This is a genomic window from Burkholderiales bacterium, from assembly GCA_036262035.1.
Taxonomy (GTDB): Bacteria; Pseudomonadota; Gammaproteobacteria; order Burkholderiales; family SG8-41; genus JAQGMV01.
Map to the genome: position 1 here is coordinate 75950 of DATAJS010000018.1, position 26179 is coordinate 102128.

The following is a 26179-nucleotide window of genomic DNA, read 5'->3' on the forward strand; positions in this document are numbered from 1 at the left end:
GCGCGGCCCCTCATTGGACCTTGGTCCAATGAGTCGGTGTGTTACGTGCCCGCCTGCTCCGCCCTTTTGTGCTTACGAACTTGTGCCGCTTTGAAACGCCGCTGCTCGTCCGGCGTCGACGGCACGAGCGGCGGCACCGGCACCGGCTTGCGGTCGTCGTCGACCGCGACCATGGTGAAGAAGCAGCTGTTGACGTGCCGCTCGTCCCGGGTGCGGATGTTCTGCGCGAGCACCTTGATCCCGATCTCCATCGACGAGGTGCCGGTGTAGTTCACGCTCGCGAGGAAGGTGACGAGCTCGCCGACGTAGATCGGCTGGCGGAACGTCACCTGGTCGACCGAGAGCGTGACGACATAGCGCCCCGCGTAGCGGCTCGCGCAGGCGTAGGCGACCTGGTCGAGCAGCTTGAGGATCGTGCCGCCGTGGACGTTGCCGGCGAAGTTCGCCGTGTCCGGCGTCATCAGCACCGTCATCGAGAGCTGGTGCGTCGGAAGGTCGATCACGACGTCCTCTCGCCGCGCGCCAGCGCCTCTTCGAACAGGCTCTTCGCCACCACCTTGAGCGCAAGGGTCTCTTCCGCGCCTTCGAAGATCGACAGCACGCGCGCGTCGACGAAATAGCGGCTCACCGGCGTCTCCTCGGCGTAACCCATGCCGCCGTGGATCTGCTGTGCTTCGCGCGTGACGAGCTCGGCCGAGCGGCACGCGAGCAGCTTGACCAGGCTCGCTTCCATGCGCCCCGCGCCGGTATCGAGCCGCCGCCCGATCGCATACGCGAGCTGCCGGCACGCCGCGAAGCGCGCCGCCATCTGCGCGATCTTGATCTGCGTCAGCGGATACTCCACGAGCGGCGCGTCGAAGACATGTCGGTCTTTCGCGTAGCGGATCGCGGCGTTGAGCGCCGCGCGCATGACGCCGAGCGCGCGCCCCGCGGTCTGCATGCGGCCGCCGACCATGCCCGCCATCGTGAGATAAAAGCCTTTGCCGAGCCCGCCTTCACCGCCGACGACGTTGGCGTCGGGCACGAAGAAGTTCTCGAACGCGAGATCGAACGAATGCATGCCGCGATACCCGATCGTCGGGATCGCGCGGCCGGTGAGCTTGCCGCCGCTCGGCTGCACGTAGCCGAACTCGTGGCCTTCGTACGAAGGCTTCTCGACGAGGAGCAGGCTCAGGCCGCGATGGCCGAGCGAGCGGTCGGGATGGGTGCGTGTCACCACCATGAGCACGCCCGCCTTCCCCGCGAACGTGCACCACGTCTTGGCGCCGTTCAGGAGCCATCCGCCTGCGGTGCGCGAGCCCTGCAGCGCGAGGCTCGCGACGTCCGAACCGTAGTTGGGCTCGGTGATCGCGATCGCGCACAGCGGCTCGCCCGACGCGAGCTTCGGCAGCCAGTGTGCCTTCTGCGCCTCGGTGCCGCCCGCCATCAGCGCGCGCGCGAGGATCTCCGGGCGCGTGATGAGGCTGCCCGCCGCGGCGAGAGACGCTTCGGACAACGCTTCGGTCACCGCGATCATCATCGGCGTGTTCTCGCGCCCGCCCTGCGAGCTGCCGCCGTATTCCTCGGGGATCGACAGCCCGAACACGCCCATCTCGCGCATCGGCTGCAGCATCGATTCGGGCACGGTGAGGTCGTGGCGATGGATCTTCTCGGCCTGAGGCGCGACGACGTCGCGGGCGAAGCGCCGGAACGCGTCGCGCGCCATCAAGGCCTGCTCGTCGAGCGCGACGTCGCCGATCTCGCGATCGGTGTCGGCGACGGCCTTGCCGAGCTTGGCGAGCGCCGCTGCGCTCGCGGCCTGCCGGCGCAGCTCCGCGAAATCGGCGCCGCTCGCGATGTCGTGAAGCTCGCGCGCGTCGAGGCCGCATTCGAGATACACCCCTTCGAGCCGGCCGACGACGTTGCCGATCGCCTCCGACGCGAACGCCAGCGCGAGGCCGGCGTCGATCTCGTTCGCGTCCACAGAGACGCCGGTCTTCGCGGCGAGCAGATCGGCGCTCGCCAGCGCGAGCTCGTACGAGATCCACTGCGCAGCATCGAGCCGCGGGTTGTCGAGCTTGCCGTCACGCGAGGCGAGCTGCGCCGCTCGCTGCACACCGGCGTCGAAGGCGGCTTGCAGCCGCTCGAGCAGCGTGCGAGCGAGGGAGAGTGCAGGAAGATTGTTCGCCATCGGGAAGCCCAGTCGTCGTTTGGTTCAGCGCGCCTTGCCCACGATCGCCGCAGAGGCGAGGCTCGCGTAGCGCGCGTCGTCGATGCCGAGAACCTCGCGCATCACTTCGGGACCGTGCTGTCCGAGCCTCGGCGCGACGCCCGGCGCCACGCGCTCGGCCGCGCTGAACGCGAGCGGCGTCGTCGCGGTAAGAAACTCGCCGACGCCGGGATGAGCCACGCGCCTGAACATCGGGTTCCATTCGGACGCGCGCTTGTCTTCGGCGAGCATCTGCCGGAACGTGCGATAAGGCGCCCACAGGATCGTCGGGTCGCTGAACGCCGCTTCCACTTCGGCGAGCGTGCGGCGCCGGACCCACGGCTTGAAGAACGCGGAGATGAGCGCCCGCGCTTCGTAACGCCCGCCTTCGTCTTCGAGGCTGTAGCCGAGCGAGCGCGCGGCCTGGCCGAGCGCTTCTTCCATGCCCGTCGCGCGTACGAGCGCCTGCCACTGGCGGCGGCTGATCGCGACGACCATGACGTGACGCCCGTCCGCGGTCTCGAAGGCGTCGCCGTATGCGCCGTAGAGAAAGTTGCCGTCGGGCTGGCGGTCGGCGTCGTTCACCTCGACTTCGGCGATGTAGCCGAGGTTGCTCACGGTCGCCATCGCGACGTCGGAGAGCGCGAGGCGGATGAACTGCCCTTCTCCGGTCTCGCGCCGCCAGCGCTCGGCGGCGAGCACCGCGAGCGCGATGTTCAGACCCGCCGCGACGTCCCACATCGGCACGACGTGGTTGACCGGGACCGATCGCGCGTCGCCGGTCACCAGCGGAAAACCGGCGACCGAGTTGACGGTGTAGTCGAGCGCGTTCGCGCCGTCGGGCGAGCCGACGAGCTGCACCATGATCACGTCCGGCCGCACGGCTTTCAGCGATGCGTACGACAGCTCGCCGTCGACCGGCAGATTGGTGAGGAAGATCCCTCCGCCTTCGCCGGCGGCGGTGACGAGATCGCGCACCAGGCGCTTGCCTTCGGGATTGCGCACGTCGATCTCGACCGAGCGCTTGCCGCGGTTGAGCGACGCCCAGTACAGGCTGCGCCCGTCGGCGTTGAGCGGCCAGCGCGTGATGTCCATGTTGCCGCCGATCGGATCGATGCGGATGACATCGGCGCCGAGCTGCGCGAGGGTGAGGCCGCCCAGGGGTGCTGCGACGAAGGCGGGGAATTCGACGATGCGCAGGCCTTTCAGGACCGGGGCGCCGGCGGGTGCAGCGACAGGCATGGATTTTTCAGACATGGATTATTGCGAAAGGAAATCGGATCGAAACGCGAGCGGGGGTGCTCGATTGTACCGACTCGCCGCGCGCACGGCGAAGACAACCGCGCGCTCGCTCGCGCGTTGAGGCCATGGTAACTTCCCGACTCGTGACGATGCCCAGGCACTTCATCCATCGCAGCTCCGCCCTTGCCGCGCTCGCGTGCGCGCTGGCATTCAGCCCGCTCGCGCAAGCGAACACGTCGCGCTCGGCTGATCGCGCCGTCGCATCGAAGACGAGCGCGAAAGTCGCTCGCGCGCCTGCGCGCGCGCCGGCCGCCGCCCGGGCGTCCTCGCCGGACTTTCCGGTGGTGACCGTGCAGGGCACCGGCCCCGGGCAGGCCGGCTACGTCCATTACTTCCTGATCACCGGTCCCGACGGGCAGCCGATCCATCATGTCGCGGTGGAGATCGACGGCCAGCGCATCGTCTCTTCGTTTCCCGACGACGGCGTGTCGATCACGCCTTTCGTCAGGAACGGCGCCGTCACGACCTCCGCCGGCAAGGTCTACGAGGTCGAGCATCTATACGGCATCCGCCCGTTCGCCGACGATGCCGCGATGCGCACGCTCCAGCGGCAGCTCGATACCCGCGTCCAGGCGTGGCTGGGCGTGCCGTACTGCGACGAGCTCACGCCCGCGCGCGAATTGTGCGTGAGCTGTCTCTCGCTCGCGATGGGCGTGCTCTATCCCGAGCGCCTGCCCGCGAACTTCAAGGGCGCGCAGAAGAACGTCTACACGACCGAGGATCTGCTCATGTATCTCGTCGGCGTGCCGGTCGATGCGCCGCGCGAAACGCGGGCGAAACGCATCGCCGCGCTCGGCGGCCCCGCTTCGTTGCGCGACGATCTGGTGCGCATCTCCGGTGACCTCGTCGATACGCCCCGCGCGGCCGAAGCCGCGCCTACGCCCCGCCGCACCGTCGACCTGCCCAAACGCGTCGTTTCCCGCCGCCGCTCCTGACAGCCGTCTTTCCCGGGCGAGGCATGGCCCTTGCAGCGAAGACCTCCCGAGCATTCAAACCGGAGGCATTCGATGCAGCTTCGTAAACTGGCAACGATCCTGGGTATTTGCGCCCTTTCCGCACCCGCTTTCGCGCAGGTGTCTTCCAGCGCGAGCGGCAGCGCTTCCACCACGATCGGTGCGACCGGCGTGAACGAGACGGCGGGTCAGTCGAGCGCCGGCGTGAAGGCGCAGGGCAGCGGCAGCGCGGAGATCAACGCGAATCGTCCGGGCATGCCGGATCGCGCGACGGGCGTGGATCGAGCGGATCAGCGCAGAGCCGACCGCGCGAAGGAACGCCATCGTTCGCACGCGCGCCGTGACCGCACCGCCGACACGATCCCGACGCGGCCCTATCCGGGCGGGCGTGACGCGAACGGCTCGCTCATCGGCGGCATCGGCGCCACGACCGGCGCAGGCGTGGGTGTCGGCGTTGGCGGCGTCGGCGTCGGAGTCGGTGCGAACGCGGGGGGCAGCGTACACGGCAACCCCGGAGACGCGACGGGCACCAAGTAAGGCCTCTAAACCGCAAAAGGAAAGGGCACCCTCGGGTGCCCTTCTCTTTGGGTGCAGGCGGCGATCAGCCCTTGGTGCGGCTGCGGTACTCGCCGGTGCGGGTGTCGATCTCGATCTTGTCGCCGGTCGAGCAGAACAGCGGCACCGGGATCTCGAAACCGGTCTTCAGGCGCGCGGGCTTCAGGACCTTGCCCGAGGTGTCGCCGCGGACCGCGGGCTCGGTGTACTCGATCTCGCGCACGACGGTCTGCGGGATCTCGACCGAGATCGGGCGGCCGTTGTAGATCACGACCCCGACCTGCCAGCCGTCCTCGAGGTAGTTCAGCGCGTCGCCCATGTTCTCCTTGTCGACTTCGTACTGGTTGAACTCCTCGTCCATGAAGACGTAGGCGGGATCCGCGAAATACGAATAGGTGACGTCCTTGCGCTCGAGCTGGACGACGTCGAACTTCTCGTCCGCGCGATAGACCGTCTCCGACGCGCTGCCCGAAAGCAGGTTCCGGAGCTTCATCTTGACCACCGATGCGTTGCGGCCCGACTTGCTGAACTCCGCCTTGAGGACCACGAGCGGGTCTTTGCCCACCATGATCACGTTCCCTGCTCTGACTTCCTGCGCCGTTTTCATGACTGCCCCAAAAGATAGGTCGTTGAAGTAAAACCGCTATTTTAGCTTGTCCGCGCTGAACAACGCCAGTTTGGCGGCAAGCTCGCCGGCTTGGACGAGGCGTTCCGACCATTCCCGGCCGTGCCGTTCCAGGACGGGCAACAGGCGTGCATAGGCTGCCCACGCGGAACCGACTGAGACCCGGCCGCCGTCGAGGTGGTTCCACGCCAGCATGAGATCGCGCACCGCGGCTGCGGCGGCGGGCTCCAGGCCCGCGCAATAGGCGTCGACGAAGGCTTCGAGCTTGCGCCGATGGGCCTGCTCTTCCTGCGCGTAGATGTGCCAGACGAACGGGCGCGCGGCCCACTGCGCCCGCACGATGCTGTCCTCGCCCCGAACGAAGAGCACGTCGCACGACCACAGAAGCTCGTCGAAGCGCGCCTGCGGAACGAAGGGCACGAAACGCACCTCCAGCGCGCCGCGGGTGAGCGTGCGGTCCTGCGGCGGCCCGGTCGCGCCGAAAAAGCGCAGCGCCTCGGCCGCCAGCGCGCTGTCGGGGATCGCGGCGACGACGCGATCGGGGCCATCCGCCCACGCCGCGAGAAGCTCGGACAACGGCGCGAACGGATAGGCGAAGACGAGGACCGTGGTGGCCGAAGGCGCCGGCGGCGCAAACCCCAGCTCTCGCCAGCAAGCTGCCCCCGCCTCGGCACCGAACGCGTCGCGGCGCGCCAGCAGATCGCGCTCACGCAGCAACCCTCCGGTGCGCGGCGTGAAACCGGGGAAGAAGAACCAGCGCTCGATCGGCAGCCGCGGATGCGGCGACGGGAGGCCGTGGTGCTCCGGGACCCACGCTTCGGCGCTCAGGTATTCGAGGACGATCCACAGCGGCCGCGTGCCCTGGCGTGCGGCGTCCTCGAGATAGGCGTCGGGCACGCCGCAGCCGAACGCTTCGACGATGACCGTCACGCCGTCGGCCGGGATGTCACCTTCCCGCCCCCAGCACACGACTTCCAGCCCCTCGGTCGCCTGCGGCTGCAGCCGTGCGAGCGTGGCGACGTCGTCGATGCACACGCGCACGTCGAAGCCGTGCTCGGCGGCGAGGATGCGCGCCAGCCGCCAGCACACGCCGGCATCGCCGAAGTTGTCGACGACCCGGCAGAAGATGTCCCAACGCTCTGTGTTACGCATCACCGTAGAATGACGACGGACACTGCGGACGGACGAGACATGACGGTACTCAATCTCAACGGCGACATGGGCGAGAGCTTCGGCCGTTACTCGCTCGGCGACGACGCCACGCTCATAAAAGTGGTGAAGTCTGCATCAATCGCGTGCGGTTTTCATGCCGGCGATCCGAACGTCATGGCGCAGTCGGTGAAGCTCGCCAGGGACAACGGCGCGTCGGTCGGCGCGCACCCGAGCTACCCCGACCTCCAGGGGTTCGGACGGCGCGCCATGCGGCTGTCGGCGCGCGAGGTCGAAAACGCGATCGCCTATCAGATCGGCGCGCTGCAAGGCGTCGCCGCCGGCTGCGGTATGCGGGTCACGCACGTCAAGCCGCACGGCGCCCTCAACAACGTCGCGCACGAGGATCGCGACTGCGCCGACGCGATCGCGCGCGCGATACGGGCGGTCGACCGCGACCTCATCTTCGTCGCGAACGCGTGCTCGCAGATGGTCGCGGCGGGCGAAGCCGCGGGCCTCAAGGTCGCGCACGAAGCGTACGCCGACCGCACCTACGACGATGCGGGCCGTCTCACCTCGCGCCAGGTCGCCGGCGCGCTGATCACCGATCCCGAGCTTGCCGTGAAGCAGGTACTGTCGTTCATCGACGCGGGCGGGCTCGTCACCGGCAGCGGCAAGCGCATCGCGACGCGCATCGACACGGTCTGCGCGCACGGCGACGAGCCCAGCGGCGTCGCGGTCATGAGTGCGGTGCGGCGCGCGCTCGAAGCGCGAGGCGTGACGATCGTGCCGCTGCCGCAGATGTCGCTCTAGTGCGTTTCGCGAGCTGCGGCGATGCCGCGCTGACGGTCGAGCTCGGCGCAACGCCCAACCTGCTGCTCACGCGCAGCCTCGCGGGACTGCACGACCTGCTGCGCCGCGCGCCGCCGCCCGGCTTCATCGAAAGCGTGCCGGGGCTGACCTCGCTCACCCTCCTGTTCGATCCGGACGTGACGAGCCGCGCGGCGCTCGAGCAGGACGTGCGGCGCCGCATCGCGGGATCGAACGCCTCGTCCGCGCGTGCGCGCGAGTGGCATTTCCCGGTGTGCTACGAGGGCGAGCTCGCGCCGGACCTCGCGGAGGTCGCGCGAGCGTGCGGCCTCACCGAACGACAGGCGATCGCGGCGCATACCTCGCGCAGCTACGTCGTGTACCTGCTCGGCTTCAGCCCCGGATTTCCCTATCTCGGCGACATCGACGCGGCGCTGGCGCTGCCGCGGCGCGCCGTGCCCCGCCCGCGGGTGCCCGCGGGATCGGTGGCGATCGCGACGCGCTACACCGCGATCTATCCGCAGGAGACGCCCGGCGGCTGGCACATCATCGGCCGGACGCCCGTGCGCTTGTTCGATCTCGATGCGAATCCGCCGGCGCTCATTGCGCCGGGGGACACCGTGCGCTTCTACGCGGTCGCTGCGAGCGAGTACGAGCGCGCGAGCACGACGCCGCGCCCGGCCGCATGACCCGTTTGCGCGTGATCAAGGCGGGCATCTGCTCCACCGTTCAGGACTTCGGACGCACCGGCTACCGGGTGTACGGCGTGCCGCAGTCGGGCGCGCTCGATCGCGTTTCGCTCGAGCTTGCGAATCGGCTCGTCGGCAACTCCGCCTTCGTGGCGGCGATCGAGATGATGTACTCCGGCGTGGCCCTGCGCGCCGAAGGCGGCAGCGTGCGTGTCGCGCTCGCCGGCGCCCATGCGCGCATCGAGCGTGATGGCGAAACGACGCCGCTCGGCGCTTTCCACAGCGCGACGCTCGCCGCCGGCGATACGCTGCGGGTGGCGACGATCGCGAAAGCGGCCACCGCTTACCTCGCGATCGAAGGCGGCCTCGACGTACCGCGCGTGCTCGACAGTGCATCGACGTATCTGCGCGGCGCGCTGGGCGGTTACCAGGGCAGGCCGCTACGCGCGGGTGACGTGCTCACGGCGAAGCTCGAGCGGCCGGCCGATCGGGCCGAACGCCGTTATGCGAGCGCGCCGATGCTCGATACGCCGTCGGCGTTGCGCATCATGAGGGGTCCGCAGAGCGCGCGCTTCGACGACGCATCGCGGCAGCGTCTGCTCGCGGCGGCCTATACCGTTTCGACCAGCTCCGACCGCTCGGGTCTGAGGCTCGAAGGCGAGGCGCTCTCGCACGTCGGCGGATTCGATCTCGTATCGGAAGGCGTGGCGCCGGGATCGATACAGGTGCCGGGATCGGGTTTGCCGGTGATCCTGATCGGCGACCATCCCACGGTCGGCGGTTACCCGAAGATCGCGACGATCGTCAGCGCCGACCTGGCTGCCGCGGGCCGGCTGCGCATCGGCTCGCGCGTGTCGTTCCGGGAAGTCGACGAAGAGGAAGCGCGCTCGGCGCGCTCCGAGCTGAGGCGCGAGATCGAAGCCGCGGTCGCGAGCGTTCAGGACGTACGTACGTAAAAAAGCCGGACAGTTTCGAGTCCGGCCGATTCAATGGAGAAGGTCGAGGCTAGATTGCCTGGATGTTGCTCGCCTGCTTCTTGCCTTTGTTGCCCTGGGTGACTTCGAAAGAGACCTTCTGGCCTTCTTTCAGCGTCTTGAAGCCGGGCATGTTGATCGCGGAGAAATGTGCGAAGAGGTCTTCGCCACCGCCGTCGGGCGTTATGAAACCGAAACCCTTGGAATCATTGAACCACTTCACGGTGCCAGTTGCCATCTGGTGCTTCCTCAAAAAAGAAATTAAACGAGGGGTTCCCCCAACCGATGTTTAATTTCCAAGCGCCGAAGAACCAACACCAGGCAACGAAGGAGTCGACATTCTCTAGTACTCAGAACTAAACACGACTTCACGGTATACCGCTTTTCCGCCGTCCGTCAAGAAAAATCAGGCGAGCCGCGGACGCCCGTCAAAAGGCGTGTCGCGCAAAGGATTTGGCTCCCACGCAGGGCGTTTGCGTCAGGTCGTTACGCTCGCCGCTTCGGCGCCCAGCACGAGCGCGCGCACCGCTTCTTTTCGCGGCAGTTGCGCGGCGTCGAGCTCGATGTAGCGCAGGCCGACGGTGGTGAGCCACGCCTTCATCTGCGACGCGGCGCCGCGCGCCGGATCCGCCGGGCCGCCCATCACCACCGCAGCGACCGGCCGCGTGCTCTTGTCGAGTATGGCGAAGTCGACCGTGTGGCGCGCGAAGGTGCGTGCCTGCTCTTCACGCGCGTAGGCCGCGAGATTGGGCGCGGGATCGAGCAGCGAGGCGACCGGCACCTGAGCGACGACGAGGTAATCGGGAAGTCCGGTCTTGAGCAGATAGTAGAGCAGCGTCTGCGGCGGTGAGAGAAAGCGCTCGCGGAGCACGAAGGTCACCGGAGGCGGCGCCGGCTCGCGCGGCGTCGGGGCGAGGCTCGGCTCGATCGCGCCGCCGCGCGCGGCCTGCTGCGCGATGCCGAGCAGCTCCTCCATGCGGCCCGCGCTCATCGCCTCGCGCTGCGCGGCTTTGCGCTTGTGGTCCCAGACGATGTAACCGACTGCCGCGATCGGCAGCAGCGCCAGTACTATGTAGATCAGGACCAAGACGCCCTAGCCTTCGGCCGCGGCTGCACGTGCGGTATCGAGCAGCTTCAGGTCGGCGCGCTGCAGCGGACGCCGGAAGGTGTTGTCGGTGAAGTGCAGGAGCTCCGGGCCGAGCTCTTCGATCGTGTTGACGCCGAGCAGCGCCATCACGCGGCCGATCTCTTCGCGCAACAGGTCGATCGCGCGCGTCGCCCCGTCGTAACCGCCGGCCGCGACGCCGTAGAGCGTGGCGCGTCCGATCAGCACCGCGCTCGCGCCGAGCGCGAGCGCCTTGACGACGTCCGAGCCGCGGCGAAAGCCGCTGTCGACGATCACCGGAATGCGGCCCTTGATCGCCTCCACCACGTCGGGCAGCGCTTCGAGCGGCGCCATCGACCCGTCGAGGTTGCGCCCGCCGTGGTTCGACACCACGACGCCGTCGGCGCCGCAGTCGGCCGCCATCACCGCGTCGTGCGGATGGGCGAGGCCTTTGACGATCAGCGTGCCCGGCCACATCTTGCGCAGCACCTTCAGGTCTTCCCAGTTGAGCGAGTCGTTCTTCATCTGCGAGCGCCCCATCGGCGCCGCGGTGACCTTGTACTTGATCTCGCTCGGGTAGTTCTCGTAGCGCGGCATGCCGGTCGTCATCATGTACTTCGCCAGCACGCCCAACAGCCAGCGCGGGTGCATCAGCACGTCGGTGATGTTCTTGCGCGTGAACGTGAAGGGAATCGTAAAACCGTTGCGCAGGTTGTATTCGCGGTTGGGCGACACCGCGCCGTCGACGGTGACGATGAGCGCCTCGTAGCCCGCGGCCCGCGCGCGCTCGACGAGCGCGTGCGACATCGATTTGTCGGGCCACATGTAGAGCTGGAACCACAGGCGCCCGCCGGCTTCCTGGGCGACGCGCTCCATCGAGGTCATCGAGCCCGTCGCGAGCGTGAACGGGATGCCCGCTTCCTTCGCGGCGCGCGCCAGCGCGATCTCGCCCTCGTGCCACATCAACCCCGCGGTGCCGGTCGGCGCGATGCAGATCGGCATCTTCTGCTTCTGGCCGAGGAGCGTGATCTCCTGGCTGCGCCTGGAGACGTCGACGAGCGTGCGCGGCTTGAACTTGATCTTCTCGAACACCGCGCGGTTGTTGCGCAGCGAGACCTCGTCCTCGGTGCCGCGGTCGACGAACTCGAAGAGTCCCTTCGGCACGCGCGACAGCGCCTGGTCGCGAAGATCGAAGATGTTGTACGCACCCAGTGTGTTCCTGCCCGCCATCGCGCTCTCCCTTCTCGTGCCCGGCGCCTCGCCGGGCGCGTTTAAGTGTTTATTTTAGCGAGTTTTGAAAGAGGCGCAGTGGGCACTGGATCACACGCGGCACCACGCTTGCTGGAACGGCGTACCGCAAAAACGGAACGGGAACGAGGACCATGGCCGACACGAAGCGAAGCTCGAAATCGACGTGGATCATCATCGCGGTGGTCGCGATCGTCATATTGCTGTTCGCGGGCTTGCTGCCTCTGCCCGGTCAAAAAGACAACACCACGCCGAACGTGCAGCCGTCGGCGCCCGGGACGCAGCCCTCGGTCGAAGCGCCGAAGGGCCCGCCGCCCAGCCTGCCCGCCGATGCGTCCGCGAGCGCGACGCAGCCGCCGCCCGGCGGCACGCCGGGTTCGGCGGCGGGAGGCGCGAAATGAGCTAGCGGTGGAAGTGCTCGCGGTCCTTCTTCAGTTCCGCGAGCGTCGAAGCGAAGGGCCGGGCCACGCGCCCGGCCTCGCCTTTGGCGGACAGCGCCAGCGCGACCGCGACGGCGAGGTAGACCAGCGTGATCCCGCCGATCGCCTCCAGCCGGTGCGTATCCCAGAACATCACGATGACGAACAGCGTCAGCGTGAGCATGCCGAGGGCGAAGAAGAACAGCGCCATCACGCCCTTGATCAGCAGGCGCGTCGCGAGGATGCGCTCGCGCTGAAGCTCGCGCGTGAACAGCTCGAAGCGGGAGTGGAGCAGCGCCGCGAGCGCGGAGCCCGCGCGACGCAGCGAGACGAGCAGCCCCGGGGAAGCGGGCTGCGGCGTCTTCGCGTTGAGCGCCATTATCGAAGCGCTACTTGCGGCTGAGGATCAGTCCGAGGACGAGCCCTATACCGGCGGCGATGCCGATCGCGCGCCACGGGTTCTCGCGGACGTATTCGTCGGTGTATTGCGCAGCCTGGCGGGCGCGCTCCCTCACGAGCGCGTCTGCGTCGGCGAGCTTGGCGCGCGCCATGTCGAGGCTGTCCTGGATGCGCGCGCGAGCCATCATCACGGTCTCGCCGGTCTGCGCGGTGGCTGCGCGCATGAGGTCCTGTGCGGCGTTCGACAGCACGGAGCGCACGTCGGAGACTTCTGAATCGCGTTCGGCCGGGGCGGGATTTTCGCTCATGATGGTTCCTCGTTGCGGGGTGGGAAAGTTAGGCTACCGAGTTTCACCCCCACTATCAACCGCCGTGCCCATCGGCATGACAGCGGACTGCTACGAGATGACCTGGTAATAGAGATTCTGCGGATGGCGCGCCTGCGCGAAGAAGAACCAGCGCTCGGCGAGCAGCCCCGCATACTGCACGACGAACGCGGCGGCCATGAGGACGGAAGAGCCGGACGCGATGGCTGCGGCAAGCAGCGCGGCGGGCACCGGGAACGCGCACAGCAGGAAGCCCCACTTCACTGCGCGCACGACCGCCGCCGCCCTGCCGTGAAAAAACTCCCGGGTGTTGAAAGAACCGCCCATGAAACCCTGGGATTTCTGCTGGATCTTCGGGTGCTTCACGCCGATCGCGGTTTGTAATGTCGACTTCGGCTTGAGCCTCGCGTTGCGCACCAGGGTCGCGACGCGGTTGAGCAGCCCCAGCGCGGTGAAAGCGATCGCCGCCTGTGCGAGAGGCGCGGCGAGCGCGGGCGCGGCGAGCACCGCGTAAGCGGCCGCGAACGTGAATCCGGAGGCGAGCCCGAGCAGGGTGAAGCTCACGATCGTGAGCGATGTCGCCCATTCCTGCAGGAACTTGATGCACGCGTAAATCATGCCGGTGCAGATGAAGAGCGCTGCGCACAGCACCAGCCCGGCGCAGCCGACCGCGAGCGTCGCGTCGAGCGCCGCGGCGTGCATCAGCCCGTAGGCCAGCACCGCCGCCATGAACGCCGGCAGCACGATCACCTCGCGCGACAGCCACGACGTGCGCCACATCGCCGCCGCGCGCCATGCGCGCTCGGGACGGCCCAGGTGGAAGAACGACGCGACGAGACCGCCGGCGAGGAATGCGAGCGCGATGAAGCTGCCGTTCGAATAGAACTGCGGCGCAGGTTGCGCGATCCACCCGATGCGCGCGGCCCCTTCGGCCGCGAACAGCGCGACGAACAGGCCCTGGCCGACGCCGATCAGGGTGGTGAGGAAGATGACGGAAAAAGCCGGATGCATGTTACGACTTCACCACGACGTCACGTCCTCGATCGACGCGTCGCTCACTCTCGGCTTGGGCAGCAGCCCGTCGATCTTCAGCGGGTTGTCCGCGCGCTCGAGCTCTTCTTGGTCGATGCGGATCTCGGTCTTGCGGCGCGGCAGGTAGTGGTTCGCGGGATGCGTGCCCCACTCCGGCATGAGCTGGTAGCCGCCGTTCTCGCGGATCGCCTTGGACACGACCGACTCGGGATCGTGGATGTCGCCGAAGAGCCGCGCGTTGGTCGGGCACGCGAGGACGCACGCGGGCTTCCGGTCCGCCTCGGGCAGCGCGGTGTCGTCGATGCGGTCGACGCACAGGGTGCACTTGCCCATGACCTTGCGCTGCTCGTCGAGCTCGCGCACGCCGTAGGGGCACGCCCAAGCGCAGTACTTGCAGCCGATGCACTTGTCGTAGTCGACGAGCACCAGCCCGTCCGACTCGCGCTTGAACGAGGCGCCCGTCGGGCACACCGGCACGCACGGCGGGTCTTCGCAGTGCAGGCACGACTTCGGGAAATGCACCGTCTGCGTGTTCGGGAACTCGCCGACCTCGAAGGTCTGCACGCGGTTGAAGAAGGTGCCGGTCGGATCGCGGTCGTACGGACGCTCGTCGACGAGCGAGCCCGCCTGCCCCGAGGTGTTCCATTCCTTGCAGCTCGTCACGCACGCGTGACAGCCGACGCAGACGTTGAGGTCGATGACTAGGGCGAGTTGAGTCATTGTCTTGAAAAGCGTGAACGGGTGAACGCGTGAACGGGTGAACGGGTGAAACCCACCCCCACCCTAACCCTCCCCCTGAGGGGGAGGGAACGGTTATTTGAAATATTCATCGCAGTTGTGTCATAGACAAAAGGAAAGGAGGTTCAAGGAGGGAAACCTTGGTTTCCCTCCTTGGCGTTTATCCGCGCGAAGCGCAGCAGGTGAAGCGCAGCTTCACCTGCTGCGCCATTCACCCGTGCCGGCGAAGAAGGCCTGCCAGAGCTTGCGCACCGGGTTCATGCCGGGCGCGACCGGCTGCGCGTCGAACTGCGGCCAGCTTTCCTTCGGCTCGTCCTCGCCGGCCTTGTAGATGCGCACGCGCACGTCGTACCAGCCGGCCTGGCCGGTGACCGGGTCGGAGTTGGACATGCGAGCGCCGGCGCCGTCGGTCGCGGGGAGCTCTTCCGAGATCAGGTGGTTGAGCAGGAAGCCGTTGCGCGACTCGTTGGCCTCGGGCGTCAGCGCCCATGCGCCGCGCGCCTTGCCGATGGCGTTCCACGTCCATACCGTGCCGGGCTCGACCGCTTCGCTGTAGCGGCACATGCAGCGCACCTTGCCGTGCATCGACTCGACCCAGATCCAGTCGCCGTCGGCTATGCCCAGAGCCGAAGCCATCTTCGGATTGACGTAGAGATAGTTGTGGGTGTGGATCTGGCGCAGCCAGGCGTTCTGCGAATCCCACGAGTGATACATCGCCATCGGCCGCTGCGTGACGGCGGCGAGCGGGTAGCGCGTGGTGTCGGTCGCCTGCATCTCGAGCGGCGGCGAGTAGAACGGCAGCGGGTCGAAGTGCTGCTCGATGCGCGCGGCCAGCTCCGGCGGCGGACGCTTGGGCGAATGCCCTTTGCCCTGCGCGGCGAGACGGAATTTCTGCAGCACCTCCGAATACAGCCGCAGCACGATCGGGTCCGGGAAACGCCGCAGCCGCGTGCGCGCCGCCCATTCGTGATAGCCCTTGTTCCAGTTCCTCATGTACTGGTACGAGCGCGGCAACCGGTAGTGGAACGCGCAGTTGTTCTGCGCGTACATCTCCCACTGCTTCGGATTGGGCTCGCCGCGCATCGACTTCTCGCCGCCCTTCCCGCGCCATCCCGAGAGAAAGCCGATGCCCGAGCCGGGCTCGGTCTCGAAGTTGACGATGAAATCGGGATAGTCGCGATACTTGCGCTCGCCTTCCTTGGTCAGGAACGCCGGCAGCTTCAGGCGCGTGCCGAGCTCGATCAGCACTTCCTGGAAAGGCTTGCACTCGCCCTTGGGCGGCACCACCGGGATGCGCACCGAGTCGCACGGCCCGTCGAACTCGGAGATCGGCCGGTCCAGCATCGACATCACGTCGTGGCGCTCGAGGTAGGTCGTGTCGGGCAGGATGAGATCGGCGTACGCCGTCATCTCGGACTGGAACGCGTCGCACACCACGATGAACGGGATGCGGTACTCGCCGTTCTCGTGCTTGTCGTTCAGCATGCGGCGCGTCCCGGTGGTGTTCATCGCCGAGTTCCACGCCATGTTGGCCATGAAGATCATCAGCGTGTCGATGGGGTACGGATCGCCGCGCCACGCGTTGGTGATGACGTTGTGCATCATCCCGTGCACCGCGAGCGGGTACTCCCACGAGAACGCCTTGTCGATGCGGACCGGCTTGCCTTCGGCGTCGACGAAGAGATCTTCCGGACCCGCGGGCCAGCCGAGCACCAGGCCGCCGAGCGGTGTGTCGGGCTTCACCGCTTCGGGTCCGGCGGGCGGTTTGGCGGTCGGCGGGATCGCGCGCGGGAACGGCGCCTTGTGGCGGAATCCGCCGGGACGGTCGATGGTGCCGAGGATCGACATCAGGATCGCGAGCGCACGGATCGTCTGGAAGCCGTTGGAATGCGCCGCGAGACCGCGCATGGCGTGGAACGCGACCGGATTGCCCGTCACGGTTTCGTGCTCGACGCCCCAGCTGTCGGTCCACGGCACCGGCAGCTCGATCTTCTCGTCGCGCGCGGTGATGCCGATCTCGTGCGCAAGCCTGCGGATCGTTTCGGCCGGTATGCCCGTGATCTCGGCGGCCCATTCCGGCGTGTACTGCTTCACGCGGTCCATGAGGAGCTGGAACGCGGGTTTGACCGGCCGGTCGCTGCCCGGCATCGCGAACTCGCCCGCGAGCGCCGGATCGGTGTCGGGCGTGTGATTCACGACCGGGATGTTGCGGGTGCGGTCCCACCACATCTCGTCGTGCTCGAAATACGGATTGCCGTGACGGGGATCCTCGCCGCTGCGCACCGGCAGGCCGAAGCGCTCGCTGTCGGGATCCATGTCGATGAGATAGCCGGCGTTGGTGTAGCGCGCGAGGAACGGCCGGTCGTAGAGCCCGGTGTTGATGATCTCGTGCGTGAGCGCGAGGATGAGCGCGCCGTCGGTGCCCGGCCGGATCGGCACCCATTCGTCGGCGATCGCGGAATAACCGGTGCGCACCGGGTTGATCGAGACGAAACGCCCGCCGCGGCGCTTGAACTTCGAGATCGCGATCTTCAGCGGGTTGGAGTGATGGTCCTCGGCGGTGCCGATCATCACGAAGAGCTTGGCGCGGTCGAGGTCGGGACCGCCGAACTCCCAGAACGAGCCCCCGATCGTGTAAATCATGCCGGCGGCCATGTTCACCGAACAGAAGCCGCCGTGCGCGGCGTAGTTCGGCGTGCCGAACTGGCGCGCGAACAAACCGGTCAGCGCCTGCATCTGGTCGCGGCCGGTGAAGAACGCGAACTTCTTGGGATCGGTGGAACGGATTTTCGCGAGACGCTCGGCGAGCGTAGTGAAGGCTTCTTCCCACGAGATCGGCTCGAACTCGCCCGCGCCGCGCTCCGCGCCGGCTTTGCGCTTCAGCGGCCGCGTGAGCCGGGCCGGGGAATACTGTTTCATGATCCCCGAAGCCCCTTTGGCGCAGATCACCCCTTTGTTGATCGGGTGGTCGGGATTGCCGTCGATGTAACGCACCTCGCCGCCGCGCAGATGCACGCGGATGCCGCAACGGCACGCGCACATGTAGCACGTGGTGGTCTTGATCTCCTGCGGTTCTTTGAGGATTGCGGCTTCGGATTCAGGCACTTGGAGGGGGGCGGCGCGGACAAAGGCGGCGATTTTACGGGGCACGCGGGCCCGGGTCGAATCAGTGTGACTTATCGCACGATCAGAAAATCCCTCTTGCGCCCAGCGGCCGGAGCCCGGTTTACTCGGGGCATGCCTGCTCTCGTAAGACCCCACGGCGGAACCGACCTCAAACCCCTGCTCCTCAGCGGCGCCGCCCATGCCGCCGAGCTCGACCGCGCGCGCTCGCTGCCCAGGCTGCGCGTCAGCTCACGCGAGCGCGGCGACATCATCATGATGGGAATCGGCGGGTTCACGCCGCTTCCCGGATTCATGGGCCACGCCGATTGGCGCGTCGTGTGCGACGCGTACCACATCGCCGACGGAACGTTCTGGCCGATCCCGATCACCCTGTCGGCGAGCGATGCGGACGCCAGGCGTATCGAGCCCGGCGGCGACATCGCGCTGGTCGATCCGGAGACCGACGACATCCTGGCGACGATGGCGGTCACCGAAAAGTACCGCATCGACAAGGCGCACGAGTGTCTCAACGTCTTCCGCACCACCGATCCCGCGCACCCCGGCGTGAAAATGGTGCTCGCGCAGGGCGACATCAACATCGCGGGGCCGCTCAAGGTGTTGTCCGACGGCGGTTTCAAGGCGAAATACGGCAGGCTCTTCAAGACGCCCGCCGAGACCCGCGCCGAGTTCGAGCGCCTCGGCTGGTCGAAAGTCGCGGCTTTCCAGACGCGCAACCCGATGCATCGCTCGCACGAATATCTCGCGAAGATCGCGATCGAAACGTGCGACGGCGTGCTCGTGCATTCGCTGCTCGGCGCGGTGAAGCCCGGCGACATCCCGGCCGAAGTGCGCACCGAGGCGATCGCCGCGCTGATAGACAAGTACTTCGTCAAAGGCACCGTGGTGCAGGCGGGCTATCCGCTCGACATGCGCTACGCCGGTCCGCGTGAAGCCCTGCTCCACGCGGTATTCCGGCAGAACTACGGCTGCTCGCATCTGATCGTAGGAAGGGACCACGCGGGCGTGGGCAGCTTTTACGGCCCGTTCGATTCGCAGCACATCTTCGACGAGATTCCGCGCGGCTCGCTCGAGACGCAGCCGATCAAGCTCGGGGTGACGTTCTACTGCTATGCGTGCGGCGGCATGGCCTCGGACCGCACGTGTCCCCACGGCCCCGAGCAACAGCTGCAGGTTTCCGGCACGCAGCTCCGCAAATGGTTATCGGAAGGAACGAAGGTGCCGTCGGAGTTCAGCCGGCCCGAAGTGCTCGAGATCCTGCGGAAGTACTATGCGTCGCTCGAAGCGGGTAAGCGCGCGGACGTGGAAGCGACCGAGCGTTCGGCGCGCGAGGAAATCGCGCGGCCGTGAAGCGCGACTGCCCTTTCTGTCCCGCCAAGGACCGCGAGATCATCGCCTCTCACGCCCTCGCGGTCGCCGTCACGGACAGCTTTCCGCTCACCAAAGGCCATGCGCTGATCGTCCCGCGACGTCACGTCGCGTCGTTCTTCGAGCTCACGTCCGACGAGCGGGTCGCGATGCTCGGGCTGATCGATGAAGCCAAGGCGGCGCTCGATCGCGAGCACGCGCCCGACGGCTACAACATCGGGATCAACGACGGCGCTGCGGCGGGCCAGACCGTCATGCACGTGCACGTCCACCTGATCCCGCGTTACCGGGGCGACACCGACGATCCGCGAGGCGGCGTGCGCTGGATCTTTCCGCGGAAAGCCGAGTACTGGAAAAACTAGACCCGACAACGCCCGACTGCCTCCATACAATCGGGCGCAAGAGGAGGAGGAGCATGAAATGCTGAGCATCAATCCGTTCGCCGTGGTGGGCACGTCGCTGCCCGACGGCTTCCTGCAGGGCTTCCTGGTGGTGATGGCCGTGGCCGTGGTGGCCGGGACGCTTTTCGACATCATCCACAAGGGCAGCGCCCGCTACTTCTTCGACAACATGACGAAGGCGCGCGCCAAGGGCCGCGAGGTCGGCGGCGGCGAGCTCGTGTCGATCGCGGTGCAGACCGCGGTGGTCGACGTGCTCGCCTCGGGTGAATTCTGCAATCAGAAGCGCCGTATCGCGCACCTGCTCGGCATGTACGGCTTCATCCTCTACATCCTCGCCACCGCGGTGATGGTGTTCGCCTATCCCGCGACGACCGCGGCGGGCGTATGGCCGGTCGTGTGGTGGATCGGCGCCGCGATGGTGCTGGTCGGCGGCTACTGGTTCTGGTTCTTCATCCGCGTCGACGTCGCGGCCGAGGGCCGCTCGCCTTTGCGCATCGTGCGCGCGGACCTGTTCGTCCTGTCGCTGCTCGCGAGCGTCACGCTCGGCGTCATCTGGGCCTGGCTGGGCGCCCGCAACGGCGTGCTCTTCTGGCTCTACCTCCTCGCCACCGCGGTGCTCTTCTTCGGGGTGCCGTGGTCGAAGTTCGCCCACATGTTCTTCAAGCCCGCGGCGGCCTTCGACAAGCGGGTCTCCAGGGCCAACGGCACGGCCGAGAACCTGCCGCTGCAGACGCGTGACGATCCCGAGCAGCAAAAACGCCACTCCATGGAGCTCCTGCAGAACGCTCCGATGGACATGGGCCTCGGCATCAAGCGCGAAGCGCCCCGCCACTACTAGGAGGAGGACTCATGCCTACCTTTGTCTACATGACGAGGTGCGACGGATGCGGACACTGCGTCGACATCTGTCCCTCGGACATCATGCACATCGACGAGACCTATCGTCGCGCCTACAACATCGAGCCGAACATGTGCTGGGAGTGCTACTCCTGCGTGAAGGCGTGTCCCCAGCATGCGATCGACGTGCGCGGCTATGCCGATTTCGCCCCGCTCGGCCACAGCGTTCGCGTCGACCGCGACGAGCAGAAAGGCACGATCGCCTGGCGGATCAAGTTCCGCGACGGCACCGAAAAGAACTTCCTCTCGCCCATCACCACGAAGCCCTGGGGCACGGCGATCCCCAAGCTCGCGGAGGTCCCCGCGCCCAGTAACGAACAACGCGACAGCCAACTGCTCTACAACGAGCCGAAATGGATCCGCATGGACGACGGGGCCTTGCGCACGCTCAAGGACGCGGGCCTCAAGCTGAAGAAAGGCGTGTACTACTGATGGGCACTAAAACGATCGTCGAAGAGGGCATCGATGTACTGGTCGTCGGTGCAGGGCTTGGCGGCACCGGCGCCGCATGGGAGGCCCGGTTCTGGGGCCAGAAGAAAAAGATCGTCATCGCCGAGAAGGCGAACATCGACCGCTCCGGCGCGGTCGCCCAGGGGCTGTACGCCATCAACTGCTACATGGGCACCCGCTGGGGCGAGAACAATCCCGAAGATCATGTCCAGTACGCCCGCATCGACCTGATGGGGCTGGTGCGCGAAGACCTGCTGTTCGACATGGCCCGCCACGTCGACTCCACCGTGCACCAGTTCGAGGAGTGGGGCCTGCCCATCATGAAGGACCCGAAAACCGGGCGCTATCTGCGCGAAGGGCGATGGCAGATCATGATCCACGGCGAGTCCTACAAGCCCATCGTGGCCGAGGCCGCCAAGAAATCGGCGGACAAGGTCTTCAACCGCATCTGCGTCACGCACCTGCTGATGGATGAGAGCAAGCCCAACAGGGTGGCGGGCGCGGTCGGCTTCAACGTGCGCACCGGCAACTATCACGTCTTCAAGTCCAAGGCCGTGATCTGCGGCGCGGGCGGCGCGTCCAACATCTTCAAGCCGCGCTCGACGGGCGAAGGCGCAGGCCGCACCTGGTACGCGCCGTGGTCGTCCGCGTCGGCCTACGGGCTGATGATCAACGCCGGCGCCAAGATGACGCAGATGGAAAACCGGATCGTGCTGGCGCGCTTCAAGGACGGTTACGGGCCGGTCGGCGCGTACTTCCTGCACCTGAAGACCTATACGCAGAACGCGCTGGGCGAAGAGTACGAATCGAAGTGGTTCCCCGCGCTGCAGAAGATGGTCGGCAAGGAGTATCTCGACCCCGAAGTCTCGCACCTCACCCATCGACCCATCCCGACGTGCCTGCGTAACCATTGCATCATCCAGGAAGTCGCCGCCGGCCGCGGCCCCATCCACATGGTCACCATGCACGCGTTCCAGGACCCGCACCTGGAAGAGGTCGGCTGGGAGAACTTCCTCGGCATGACCGTCGGCCAGGCGGTCCTGTGGGCCGCCACCGACGTGGATCCCAAGAACGAGAATCCCGAGCTGACCACGTCCGAGCCGTACGTCATGGGCTCCCACGCGACGTGCTCCGGCGCGTGGTGCTCGGGCCCCGAGGACGTCTCCCCGCCCGAGTATTTCTGGGGCTACAACCGCATGACGACGATCGAAGGCCTGTTCGGCGCCGGCGACGCGGTCGGCGGCACGCCGCACGCCTTTTCGTCCGGCTCGTTCACCGAAGGCCGCCTCGCCGCGAAGGCCGCGTGCAAATACATCGACGACGGCAAGGCCGAAGGCATCGTCGTATCCGCCGCGCAGATCGAGCGCCGCCGGAAGGAGATCTACAAGCCCCTCGAGCATTACCGGATCTACCGCAACGCGGTCGTGGCGGGCAGCGTCAACCCGCACTACATCAATCCGCAACAGGGCCTCGACCGCCTGCAGAAGCTCATGGACGAGTATTGCGGCGGCTACACCGTCGGCTACATGACCAACGAGAAGCTCCTCAACATCTGCCTGAAGAAGCTCAAGATCATGGAGGAGGATCTCGAAAGCGTGGCCGCCAAGGACCTGCACGAGCTGCTGCGTGCATGGGAGCTCAAGCACCGCCACCGCGCCGCGGAGTGCGTCACGCAGCACACGCTGTTCCGCAAGGAGACGCGCTGGCCGGGTTACTACTATCGCGGGGACGTCATGAAAGTGGACGACGAGAACTGGCACGTGCTGACCGTGTCGCGCCGCGATCCTGAAACCGGCGAGTACACCATGGAGAAGGCGCCGTGCTATCACCTGGTCGCCGACACCGAAGTCACAGAGCCGAAGGCAGAAGCTCGCGTTGAACATCATTGAAAAGACCGACGAGGAGATCCGCGCCCTGGCCGATCCGCTGTGGCGCGATCTCCTCAAGTTCTCCAACGAAGGCCAGTACGACGCGTTCGTCCAGAAGTTCGCGAGGTCGCTCGCGCTCGCCATGAACCAGGTCACGGTGAATCACCAGTTCGCGAACAGCGAGCTCGCGAGGAACCTGTCGGAAGAAGCCGACTTTCTCGGCATCATCCGCCGCGGCGAGCACGTGACGGTTCTCTATCGGCAGCGCAGCACCCGCAAACCGGGCGAATGGCTCGGCAGGCTCGTCCTCGGTTACGAAGAGGGCGAGGTCAGGATCTTCGGGGCGTCGATCTTCTGACCGGCATGAGTACAGCCATCTGCGACGGCAAGTTCGTCGAGCTCACCTACACGGTGACCGACCGCAAATCCGGGCACGTCCTCACCGGGGTGGAATTCCCGCTGGGCTACGTTCACGGATACAACGAAGTGCTTGCGCCTTCGGTCCATCGGGAGCTGGAGGGCAAATGCGCCGGCGACGTCATCGAGGTGCCCATCGACGGCAATCGCATCTTCGGCCCGCGGGACGAGTCGCTCGTCTTTACCGATGCGCTGGAGAACGTCCCCGAGGCGTATCGGCAGGTCGGCACCGCCATCCTCATGGAGAACGACAAGGGCCAGACCCGCAGCTTCATCGTGACGCGGATGGACGACGAGACGCTGACCGTCGACGGCAACAACCCGCTGTGCGGGAGGGAAGTCGTCTTCAGGCTCGAGATCCTGACCGTGCGCTTTGCTACCGACGAAGAGATGAAAGCCGGTGGAGCTTCGGCCGCACCACCGGACATCGATCCGTCGACGATGAGACCGCTTTGAAGAGGAGTGACCGATGAGCGAGCAAAAGCCTACACCCAAGGTTCCTGACGGCCAGACGCGCTTCTATACGACGCGTCAGAAGGCGCCGAACGAAAAGGGGTTCGTCGGCTACGAGACCGTCTGGAAGCCGTTCCACAAGGAAGTCGAGTACAAGACCCCGAAGAAACCCTGACCGTGCGGCGCGCCGCGCTCGGCGGCGCCGCCGTTCTCTTCGCGCTCCTTGCGTTCGCCGGATGGTATGGGAGCCGTGCGCTGCCCGCCGCCGTCGGCCACAAGGCGAAGACGCTGTGCTCGGGCGTCTTCGCGTCCCATCTCACGCCCGAGTCGATAGCCGCCGATCTCGAGACCGGCGATTTCGCGGTGCTGAGGCACGTCGACGCGCACATCGATGCGGCGGCGAAATCGGTCGCGGCCGATTTCCTCGGCGTGAAGCGCGAAGCGGTCTATCGCGAAGGCCTCGGCTGCACGCTCGTGCTCGGCGGTTTGACGCCGCCTGCCCTGCCCGTCGCGGCGGCGCCGCCGAAACCCGCGTCGCCGCTGCCCTCGAGCGACTCGCCGCGTCCGCCGCTCGACGCCGTCGTCGCGCGCGCTTTCGAAGAGCCCGACCCTTCGCATCCACGGCGCACGCTCGCGGTCGTCGTGATGCGCGGCGGCCGCGTCGTCGCCGAACGCTACGCGGCGGGCATCTCGCGAGACACGCCGCTGCCCGGCTGGTCGATGGCCAAGAGCGTGACCAATGCGCTCGTCGGCATCCTCGTGCGCGAAGGGCGGCTCACCCTCGCGGCGCCGGTATCCGCGCCCGAATGGCGCGAGCGCGACGATCCGCGCGCCGCGATCACGCTCGATCACCTGCTGCGCATGGAGAGCGGGCTACGCGTCGACGAAGGCGTGACGAGCGTCGACTCGGACGTGATGCGCATGCTCTTCGGATCGGGCGACGTCGCGGCCTTCGCCGCGAGCCGCAAGCTCGAAGCGCCGCCGGGGACCGTGTACCGCTACTCGAACGCCACGACGAACCTCATCGCGCGCACGCTGCGCAGCGCGATGCGCGACGACGCGGAATACCTCTCGTTCCCGCGGCGCGCGCTGTTCGATCGTGTCGGCATGGCGAGCGCGGTCATGGAGACCGACGCCGCAGGCAACTTCGTGGGATCGTCGTACCTGCTCGCGACCGCGCGCGACTGGGCGCGCTTCGGCCAACTTTATCTTCAGGACGGCGTGTGGAACGGCGAGCGCATCCTGCCCGAAGGCTGGGTCGCCTACACGACGACGCCGGCGCCGGCCGATCCGCAGCGGCATTTCGGCGCGCACTTCTGGCTCGCCGTGCCGGACCACTATGCCGGGACGAATCGCGAGCTGCCCGCGAACGCTTTCCACGCCGTCGGCCACGAAGGCCAGTTCGTCACCATCGTGCCCGCGCGCGATACGGTGATCGTCCGACTCGGCCGCACGCGCCACCGCGGCGCGTGGGATCACGCAGCGTTCGTGCGCGACGTGCTTGCTGCGCTGGAAGTAACGCAGCGCGGGAACTGACCACCCGTCATTCCCGCGTAGGTGACGCGCAGCGTCATCCCCGCGAAGGCGGGGACCCATTTTGACGTGATTCAAAATGGCTCCCGGATCGCGTCCGCTGCCGCGGACAGGTCCGGGACGACGCGACAATGTCGCGTCGGCAGCGCGCGGTCGGGAATGACGGTCGTAATCAGTCGACCTTCACCCCGATCGCCTGCACCACCGGCGTCCACAGCGCGACGTCGGCGGCGAGCACTTTCCTGAAGTGCTCGGGATTGGAATCGAGCGCGGCCTCCATGCCCGCTTCGGACAGCATCTGCTGCCACGCGCGCTCGGCGAGCGCCGCGCGGCTCGCCTGCGCGACGCGATCGATCACGCCTTGCGGCGTGCCCGCGGGCGCGAGCAATCCGATCCAGCCCCTCACATTGAGCTTGGGAAAACCGAGCTCCGCCGCGGTCGGGAGATCAGGCACCGCGGCAAGCCGCTTGGGGCTCGTCAGCGCGAGCACGCGCATGCGTCCCGCGCGATGGAGCTCGATCACCTGCCCGGTCAGCCCGAGTATCGCCACGGGGATCTGGCCGCCGATGAGGTCGGTGATCGCCGGACCGGTGCCTCGATACGGCACCTGCACAATCGCCTGCGTGCCCGCGAGCGACTTGAAGAGCTCCCCGGTGAGGTGCTGGATCGAGCCCAGCCCCGCGTGTCCGTACGAGAGCTTGCCCGGATTCGCTTTCGCGTAAGCGACGAGCTCTTTCAGATTGCGCATCGGCAGCGAAGGATGCACCGCGATCGCGAGCGGATACGCCGCGACCGCGACGATCGGATCGAGGTCCTTCACCGGGTCGTACAGCGGTTTCGTCTTCAGCAGCGCCTCGTTGACGTGGGTCTGCGTCCCGCCGAGGAGCAGGGTGTAGCCGTCGGGCTTCGCGCGCGCCGCGGCCGACGCGCCGATCGACGAGCCGCCGCCTCCGATGTTCTCGACGACGATCGTGCCGAGGTGCTGTTTCACGCGATCCGCCCACGGCCGACCGACCGCGTCGAAAGCGCCGCCGGGCGGAAACGGAATGACGAGGCGCACCGGCCGCGTGGGATACGCCTGCGCATGCGCAAGCCCGGCGCTTGCGGTCAGCGCGATCGCGCTCGCCTTCAGGAATCGGCGTCGGGTGAAGCGCATC

General features: G+C 67.1%; 29 protein-coding genes. 15 read left to right on the top strand and 14 right to left on the bottom strand.

The window, feature by feature from the left end; translation table 11 throughout:
- Positions 1 to 41: 41 nt before the first annotated feature.
- The 3 genes from VHP37_20805 to VHP37_20815 are packed head-to-tail and all read right to left on the bottom strand — an operon-like array spanning position 42 to position 3430.
- Positions 42 to 500, bottom strand: a complete 459-nt coding sequence (locus VHP37_20805) for an acyl-CoA thioesterase (protein ID HEX2828803.1) — start codon at positions 498 to 500, stop codon at positions 42 to 44.
- A complete protein-coding gene (locus VHP37_20810) occupies positions 500 to 2170 on the bottom strand; it encodes an acyl-CoA dehydrogenase family protein (GenBank protein ID HEX2828804.1) in 1671 nt (556 codons plus the stop codon). The genes VHP37_20805 and VHP37_20810 overlap by 1 nt, the downstream gene beginning before the upstream one ends.
- Before the next feature lie 24 nt (positions 2171 to 2194).
- Entirely contained in the window at positions 2195 to 3430 is a 1236-nt protein-coding gene (locus tag VHP37_20815; protein HEX2828805.1) for a CoA transferase, read from the bottom strand.
- Positions 3431 to 3555: 125 nt separating this feature from the next.
- Between VHP37_20815 and VHP37_20820 the strand changes: the two genes are divergently transcribed.
- Together VHP37_20820 and VHP37_20825 are read left to right on the top strand one after the other, a co-directional pair.
- The gene (locus VHP37_20820; protein HEX2828806.1) at positions 3556 to 4425 is read left to right on the top strand and encodes a hypothetical protein; all 870 of its coding nucleotides are present in this window, start codon (positions 3556 to 3558) and stop codon (positions 4423 to 4425) included.
- A gap of 72 nt (positions 4426 to 4497) precedes the next feature.
- On the top strand, positions 4498 to 4980 hold the full coding sequence (locus VHP37_20825; protein HEX2828807.1) for a hypothetical protein: 483 nt from the start codon (positions 4498 to 4500) through the stop codon (positions 4978 to 4980).
- A gap of 64 nt (positions 4981 to 5044) precedes the next feature.
- Here the strand turns inward: VHP37_20825 and efp are convergent, their stop codons facing one another.
- Positions 5045 to 5605, bottom strand: coding sequence for an elongation factor P (efp, locus tag VHP37_20830; GenBank protein HEX2828808.1), 561 nt, complete (start codon positions 5603 to 5605; stop codon positions 5045 to 5047).
- A gap of 36 nt (positions 5606 to 5641) precedes the next feature.
- Positions 5642 to 6775, bottom strand: coding sequence for an elongation factor P maturation arginine rhamnosyltransferase EarP (gene earP / locus VHP37_20835; GenBank protein HEX2828809.1), 1134 nt, complete (start codon positions 6773 to 6775; stop codon positions 5642 to 5644).
- 39 nt (positions 6776 to 6814) lie between these two features.
- On the opposite strand from earP, the gene VHP37_20840 reads away from it, so the two are divergent.
- The 3 genes from VHP37_20840 to VHP37_20850 are packed head-to-tail and all read left to right on the top strand — an operon-like array spanning position 6815 to position 9227.
- Positions 6815 to 7585 (top strand): 5-oxoprolinase subunit PxpA, encoded by a 771-nt coding sequence (locus VHP37_20840; protein ID HEX2828810.1) that lies wholly within the window; start codon positions 6815 to 6817, stop codon positions 7583 to 7585.
- Complete coding sequence (gene pxpB, locus VHP37_20845; protein HEX2828811.1) at positions 7585 to 8271, top strand: 5-oxoprolinase subunit PxpB; 687 nt, start codon at positions 7585 to 7587, stop codon at positions 8269 to 8271. The genes VHP37_20840 and pxpB overlap by 1 nt, the downstream gene beginning before the upstream one ends.
- Positions 8268 to 9227, top strand: coding sequence for a biotin-dependent carboxyltransferase family protein (locus tag VHP37_20850; GenBank protein ID HEX2828812.1), 960 nt, complete (start codon positions 8268 to 8270; stop codon positions 9225 to 9227). The genes pxpB and VHP37_20850 overlap by 4 nt, the downstream gene beginning before the upstream one ends.
- A 49-nt stretch (positions 9228 to 9276) precedes the next feature.
- Here the strand turns inward: VHP37_20850 and VHP37_20855 are convergent, their stop codons facing one another.
- The 3 genes from VHP37_20855 to VHP37_20865 form a co-directional block, all read right to left on the bottom strand.
- A complete protein-coding gene (locus tag VHP37_20855; GenBank protein HEX2828813.1) occupies positions 9277 to 9483 on the bottom strand; it encodes a cold-shock protein in 207 nt (68 codons plus the stop codon).
- A gap of 240 nt (positions 9484 to 9723) precedes the next feature.
- Complete coding sequence (locus tag VHP37_20860) at positions 9724 to 10332, bottom strand: DUF2726 domain-containing protein (protein ID HEX2828814.1); 609 nt, start codon at positions 10330 to 10332, stop codon at positions 9724 to 9726.
- Between the two features lie 6 nt (positions 10333 to 10338).
- On the bottom strand, positions 10339 to 11580 hold the full coding sequence (locus VHP37_20865; GenBank protein ID HEX2828815.1) for an alpha-hydroxy acid oxidase: 1242 nt from the start codon (positions 11578 to 11580) through the stop codon (positions 10339 to 10341).
- A gap of 152 nt (positions 11581 to 11732) precedes the next feature.
- Here VHP37_20865 and VHP37_20870 point away from each other — a divergent pair, with 152 nt between their 5' ends.
- The gene (locus VHP37_20870; protein ID HEX2828816.1) at positions 11733 to 11999 is read left to right on the top strand and encodes a hypothetical protein; all 267 of its coding nucleotides are present in this window, start codon (positions 11733 to 11735) and stop codon (positions 11997 to 11999) included.
- A gap of 1 nt (position 12000) precedes the next feature.
- Here the strand turns inward: VHP37_20870 and VHP37_20875 are convergent, their stop codons facing one another.
- The 5 genes from VHP37_20875 to VHP37_20895 form a co-directional block, all read right to left on the bottom strand.
- A complete protein-coding gene (locus tag VHP37_20875; protein HEX2828817.1) occupies positions 12001 to 12396 on the bottom strand; it encodes a phage holin family protein in 396 nt (131 codons plus the stop codon).
- A 10-nt stretch (positions 12397 to 12406) separates the two neighbouring features.
- Complete coding sequence (locus VHP37_20880; protein ID HEX2828818.1) at positions 12407 to 12724, bottom strand: DUF883 family protein; 318 nt, start codon at positions 12722 to 12724, stop codon at positions 12407 to 12409.
- A gap of 90 nt (positions 12725 to 12814) precedes the next feature.
- Entirely contained in the window at positions 12815 to 13753 is a 939-nt protein-coding gene (locus tag VHP37_20885; protein HEX2828819.1) for a DmsC/YnfH family molybdoenzyme membrane anchor subunit, read from the bottom strand.
- Positions 13754 to 13762: 9 nt separating this feature from the next.
- Complete coding sequence (locus tag VHP37_20890) at positions 13763 to 14494, bottom strand: 4Fe-4S dicluster domain-containing protein (protein HEX2828820.1); 732 nt, start codon at positions 14492 to 14494, stop codon at positions 13763 to 13765.
- A gap of 213 nt (positions 14495 to 14707) precedes the next feature.
- Positions 14708 to 17617, bottom strand: a complete 2910-nt coding sequence (locus tag VHP37_20895; GenBank protein HEX2828821.1) for a molybdopterin oxidoreductase family protein — start codon at positions 17615 to 17617, stop codon at positions 14708 to 14710.
- Positions 17618 to 17749: 132 nt separating this feature from the next.
- On the opposite strand from VHP37_20895, the gene sat reads away from it, so the two are divergent.
- Genes sat through VHP37_20940 form a run of 9 tightly spaced genes read left to right on the top strand, consistent with a single transcriptional unit; the run spans position 17750 to position 25025 of the window.
- Entirely contained in the window at positions 17750 to 18985 is a 1236-nt protein-coding gene (gene sat / locus VHP37_20900) for a sulfate adenylyltransferase (protein ID HEX2828822.1), read from the top strand.
- On the top strand, positions 18982 to 19365 hold the full coding sequence (locus VHP37_20905) for an HIT family protein (GenBank protein ID HEX2828823.1): 384 nt from the start codon (positions 18982 to 18984) through the stop codon (positions 19363 to 19365). Before sat ends, VHP37_20905 begins: the two co-directional genes overlap by 4 nt.
- Positions 19366 to 19423: 58 nt before the next feature.
- A complete protein-coding gene (locus VHP37_20910; protein HEX2828824.1) occupies positions 19424 to 20242 on the top strand; it encodes a hypothetical protein in 819 nt (272 codons plus the stop codon).
- An 11-nt stretch (positions 20243 to 20253) separates the two neighbouring features.
- The gene (gene aprB, locus VHP37_20915; GenBank protein HEX2828825.1) at positions 20254 to 20733 is read left to right on the top strand and encodes an adenylyl-sulfate reductase subunit beta; all 480 of its coding nucleotides are present in this window, start codon (positions 20254 to 20256) and stop codon (positions 20731 to 20733) included.
- Positions 20733 to 22640: an adenylyl-sulfate reductase subunit alpha gene (gene aprA, locus VHP37_20920; GenBank protein HEX2828826.1), complete on the top strand. Its 1908-nt coding sequence runs from the start codon at positions 20733 to 20735 to the stop codon at positions 22638 to 22640. Before aprB ends, aprA begins: the two co-directional genes overlap by 1 nt.
- A complete protein-coding gene (locus tag VHP37_20925; GenBank protein ID HEX2828827.1) occupies positions 22627 to 22977 on the top strand; it encodes a hypothetical protein in 351 nt (116 codons plus the stop codon). Before aprA ends, VHP37_20925 begins: the two co-directional genes overlap by 14 nt.
- 5 nt (positions 22978 to 22982) lie before the next feature.
- The gene (locus VHP37_20930; protein HEX2828828.1) at positions 22983 to 23492 is read left to right on the top strand and encodes a hypothetical protein; all 510 of its coding nucleotides are present in this window, start codon (positions 22983 to 22985) and stop codon (positions 23490 to 23492) included.
- 13 nt (positions 23493 to 23505) lie between these two features.
- Positions 23506 to 23664 (top strand): hypothetical protein, encoded by a 159-nt coding sequence (locus tag VHP37_20935; GenBank protein ID HEX2828829.1) that lies wholly within the window; start codon positions 23506 to 23508, stop codon positions 23662 to 23664.
- Between the two features lie 2 nt (positions 23665 to 23666).
- Entirely contained in the window at positions 23667 to 25025 is a 1359-nt protein-coding gene (locus tag VHP37_20940) for a serine hydrolase (GenBank protein HEX2828830.1), read from the top strand.
- Between the two features lie 169 nt (positions 25026 to 25194).
- On the opposite strand, the gene VHP37_20945 is transcribed toward VHP37_20940, so the two are convergent.
- Positions 25195 to 26178, bottom strand: coding sequence for a tripartite tricarboxylate transporter substrate binding protein (locus VHP37_20945; GenBank protein ID HEX2828831.1), 984 nt, complete (start codon positions 26176 to 26178; stop codon positions 25195 to 25197).
- Position 26179 lies beyond the last annotated feature (1 nt).

Coding starts and splice junctions, on each gene's coding strand:
- VHP37_20945 (HEX2828831.1), bottom strand. CDS start 26,178: ATGCGCTTCACCCGACGCCGATTCCTGAAGGCGAGCGCGATCGCGCTG.
- earP (HEX2828809.1), bottom strand. CDS start 6,775: ATGCGTAACACAGAGCGTTGGGACATCTTCTGCCGGGTCGTCGACAAC.
- VHP37_20865 (HEX2828815.1), bottom strand. CDS start 11,580: ATGGCGGGCAGGAACACACTGGGTGCGTACAACATCTTCGATCTTCGC.
- VHP37_20910 (HEX2828824.1), top strand. CDS start 19,424: ATGCTGAGCATCAATCCGTTCGCCGTGGTGGGCACGTCGCTGCCCGAC.
- sat (HEX2828822.1), top strand. CDS start 17,750: ATGCCTGCTCTCGTAAGACCCCACGGCGGAACCGACCTCAAACCCCTG.
- aprA (HEX2828826.1), top strand. CDS start 20,733: ATGGGCACTAAAACGATCGTCGAAGAGGGCATCGATGTACTGGTCGTC.
- aprB (HEX2828825.1), top strand. CDS start 20,254: ATGCCTACCTTTGTCTACATGACGAGGTGCGACGGATGCGGACACTGC.
- VHP37_20810 (HEX2828804.1), bottom strand. CDS start 2,170: ATGGCGAACAATCTTCCTGCACTCTCCCTCGCTCGCACGCTGCTCGAG.
- VHP37_20815 (HEX2828805.1), bottom strand. CDS start 3,430: ATGCCTGTCGCTGCACCCGCCGGCGCCCCGGTCCTGAAAGGCCTGCGC.
- VHP37_20825 (HEX2828807.1), top strand. CDS start 4,498: ATGCAGCTTCGTAAACTGGCAACGATCCTGGGTATTTGCGCCCTTTCC.
- VHP37_20850 (HEX2828812.1), top strand. CDS start 8,268: ATGACCCGTTTGCGCGTGATCAAGGCGGGCATCTGCTCCACCGTTCAG.
- VHP37_20930 (HEX2828828.1), top strand. CDS start 22,983: ATGAGTACAGCCATCTGCGACGGCAAGTTCGTCGAGCTCACCTACACG.
- VHP37_20935 (HEX2828829.1), top strand. CDS start 23,506: ATGAGCGAGCAAAAGCCTACACCCAAGGTTCCTGACGGCCAGACGCGC.
- VHP37_20855 (HEX2828813.1), bottom strand. CDS start 9,483: ATGGCAACTGGCACCGTGAAGTGGTTCAATGATTCCAAGGGTTTCGGT.
- VHP37_20840 (HEX2828810.1), top strand. CDS start 6,815: ATGACGGTACTCAATCTCAACGGCGACATGGGCGAGAGCTTCGGCCGT.
- VHP37_20880 (HEX2828818.1), bottom strand. CDS start 12,724: ATGAGCGAAAATCCCGCCCCGGCCGAACGCGATTCAGAAGTCTCCGAC.
- VHP37_20885 (HEX2828819.1), bottom strand. CDS start 13,753: ATGCATCCGGCTTTTTCCGTCATCTTCCTCACCACCCTGATCGGCGTC.
- efp (HEX2828808.1), bottom strand. CDS start 5,605: ATGAAAACGGCGCAGGAAGTCAGAGCAGGGAACGTGATCATGGTGGGC.
- VHP37_20890 (HEX2828820.1), bottom strand. CDS start 14,494: ATGACTCAACTCGCCCTAGTCATCGACCTCAACGTCTGCGTCGGCTGT.
- VHP37_20820 (HEX2828806.1), top strand. CDS start 3,556: ATGGTAACTTCCCGACTCGTGACGATGCCCAGGCACTTCATCCATCGC.
- VHP37_20870 (HEX2828816.1), top strand. CDS start 11,733: ATGGCCGACACGAAGCGAAGCTCGAAATCGACGTGGATCATCATCGCG.
- VHP37_20875 (HEX2828817.1), bottom strand. CDS start 12,396: ATGGCGCTCAACGCGAAGACGCCGCAGCCCGCTTCCCCGGGGCTGCTC.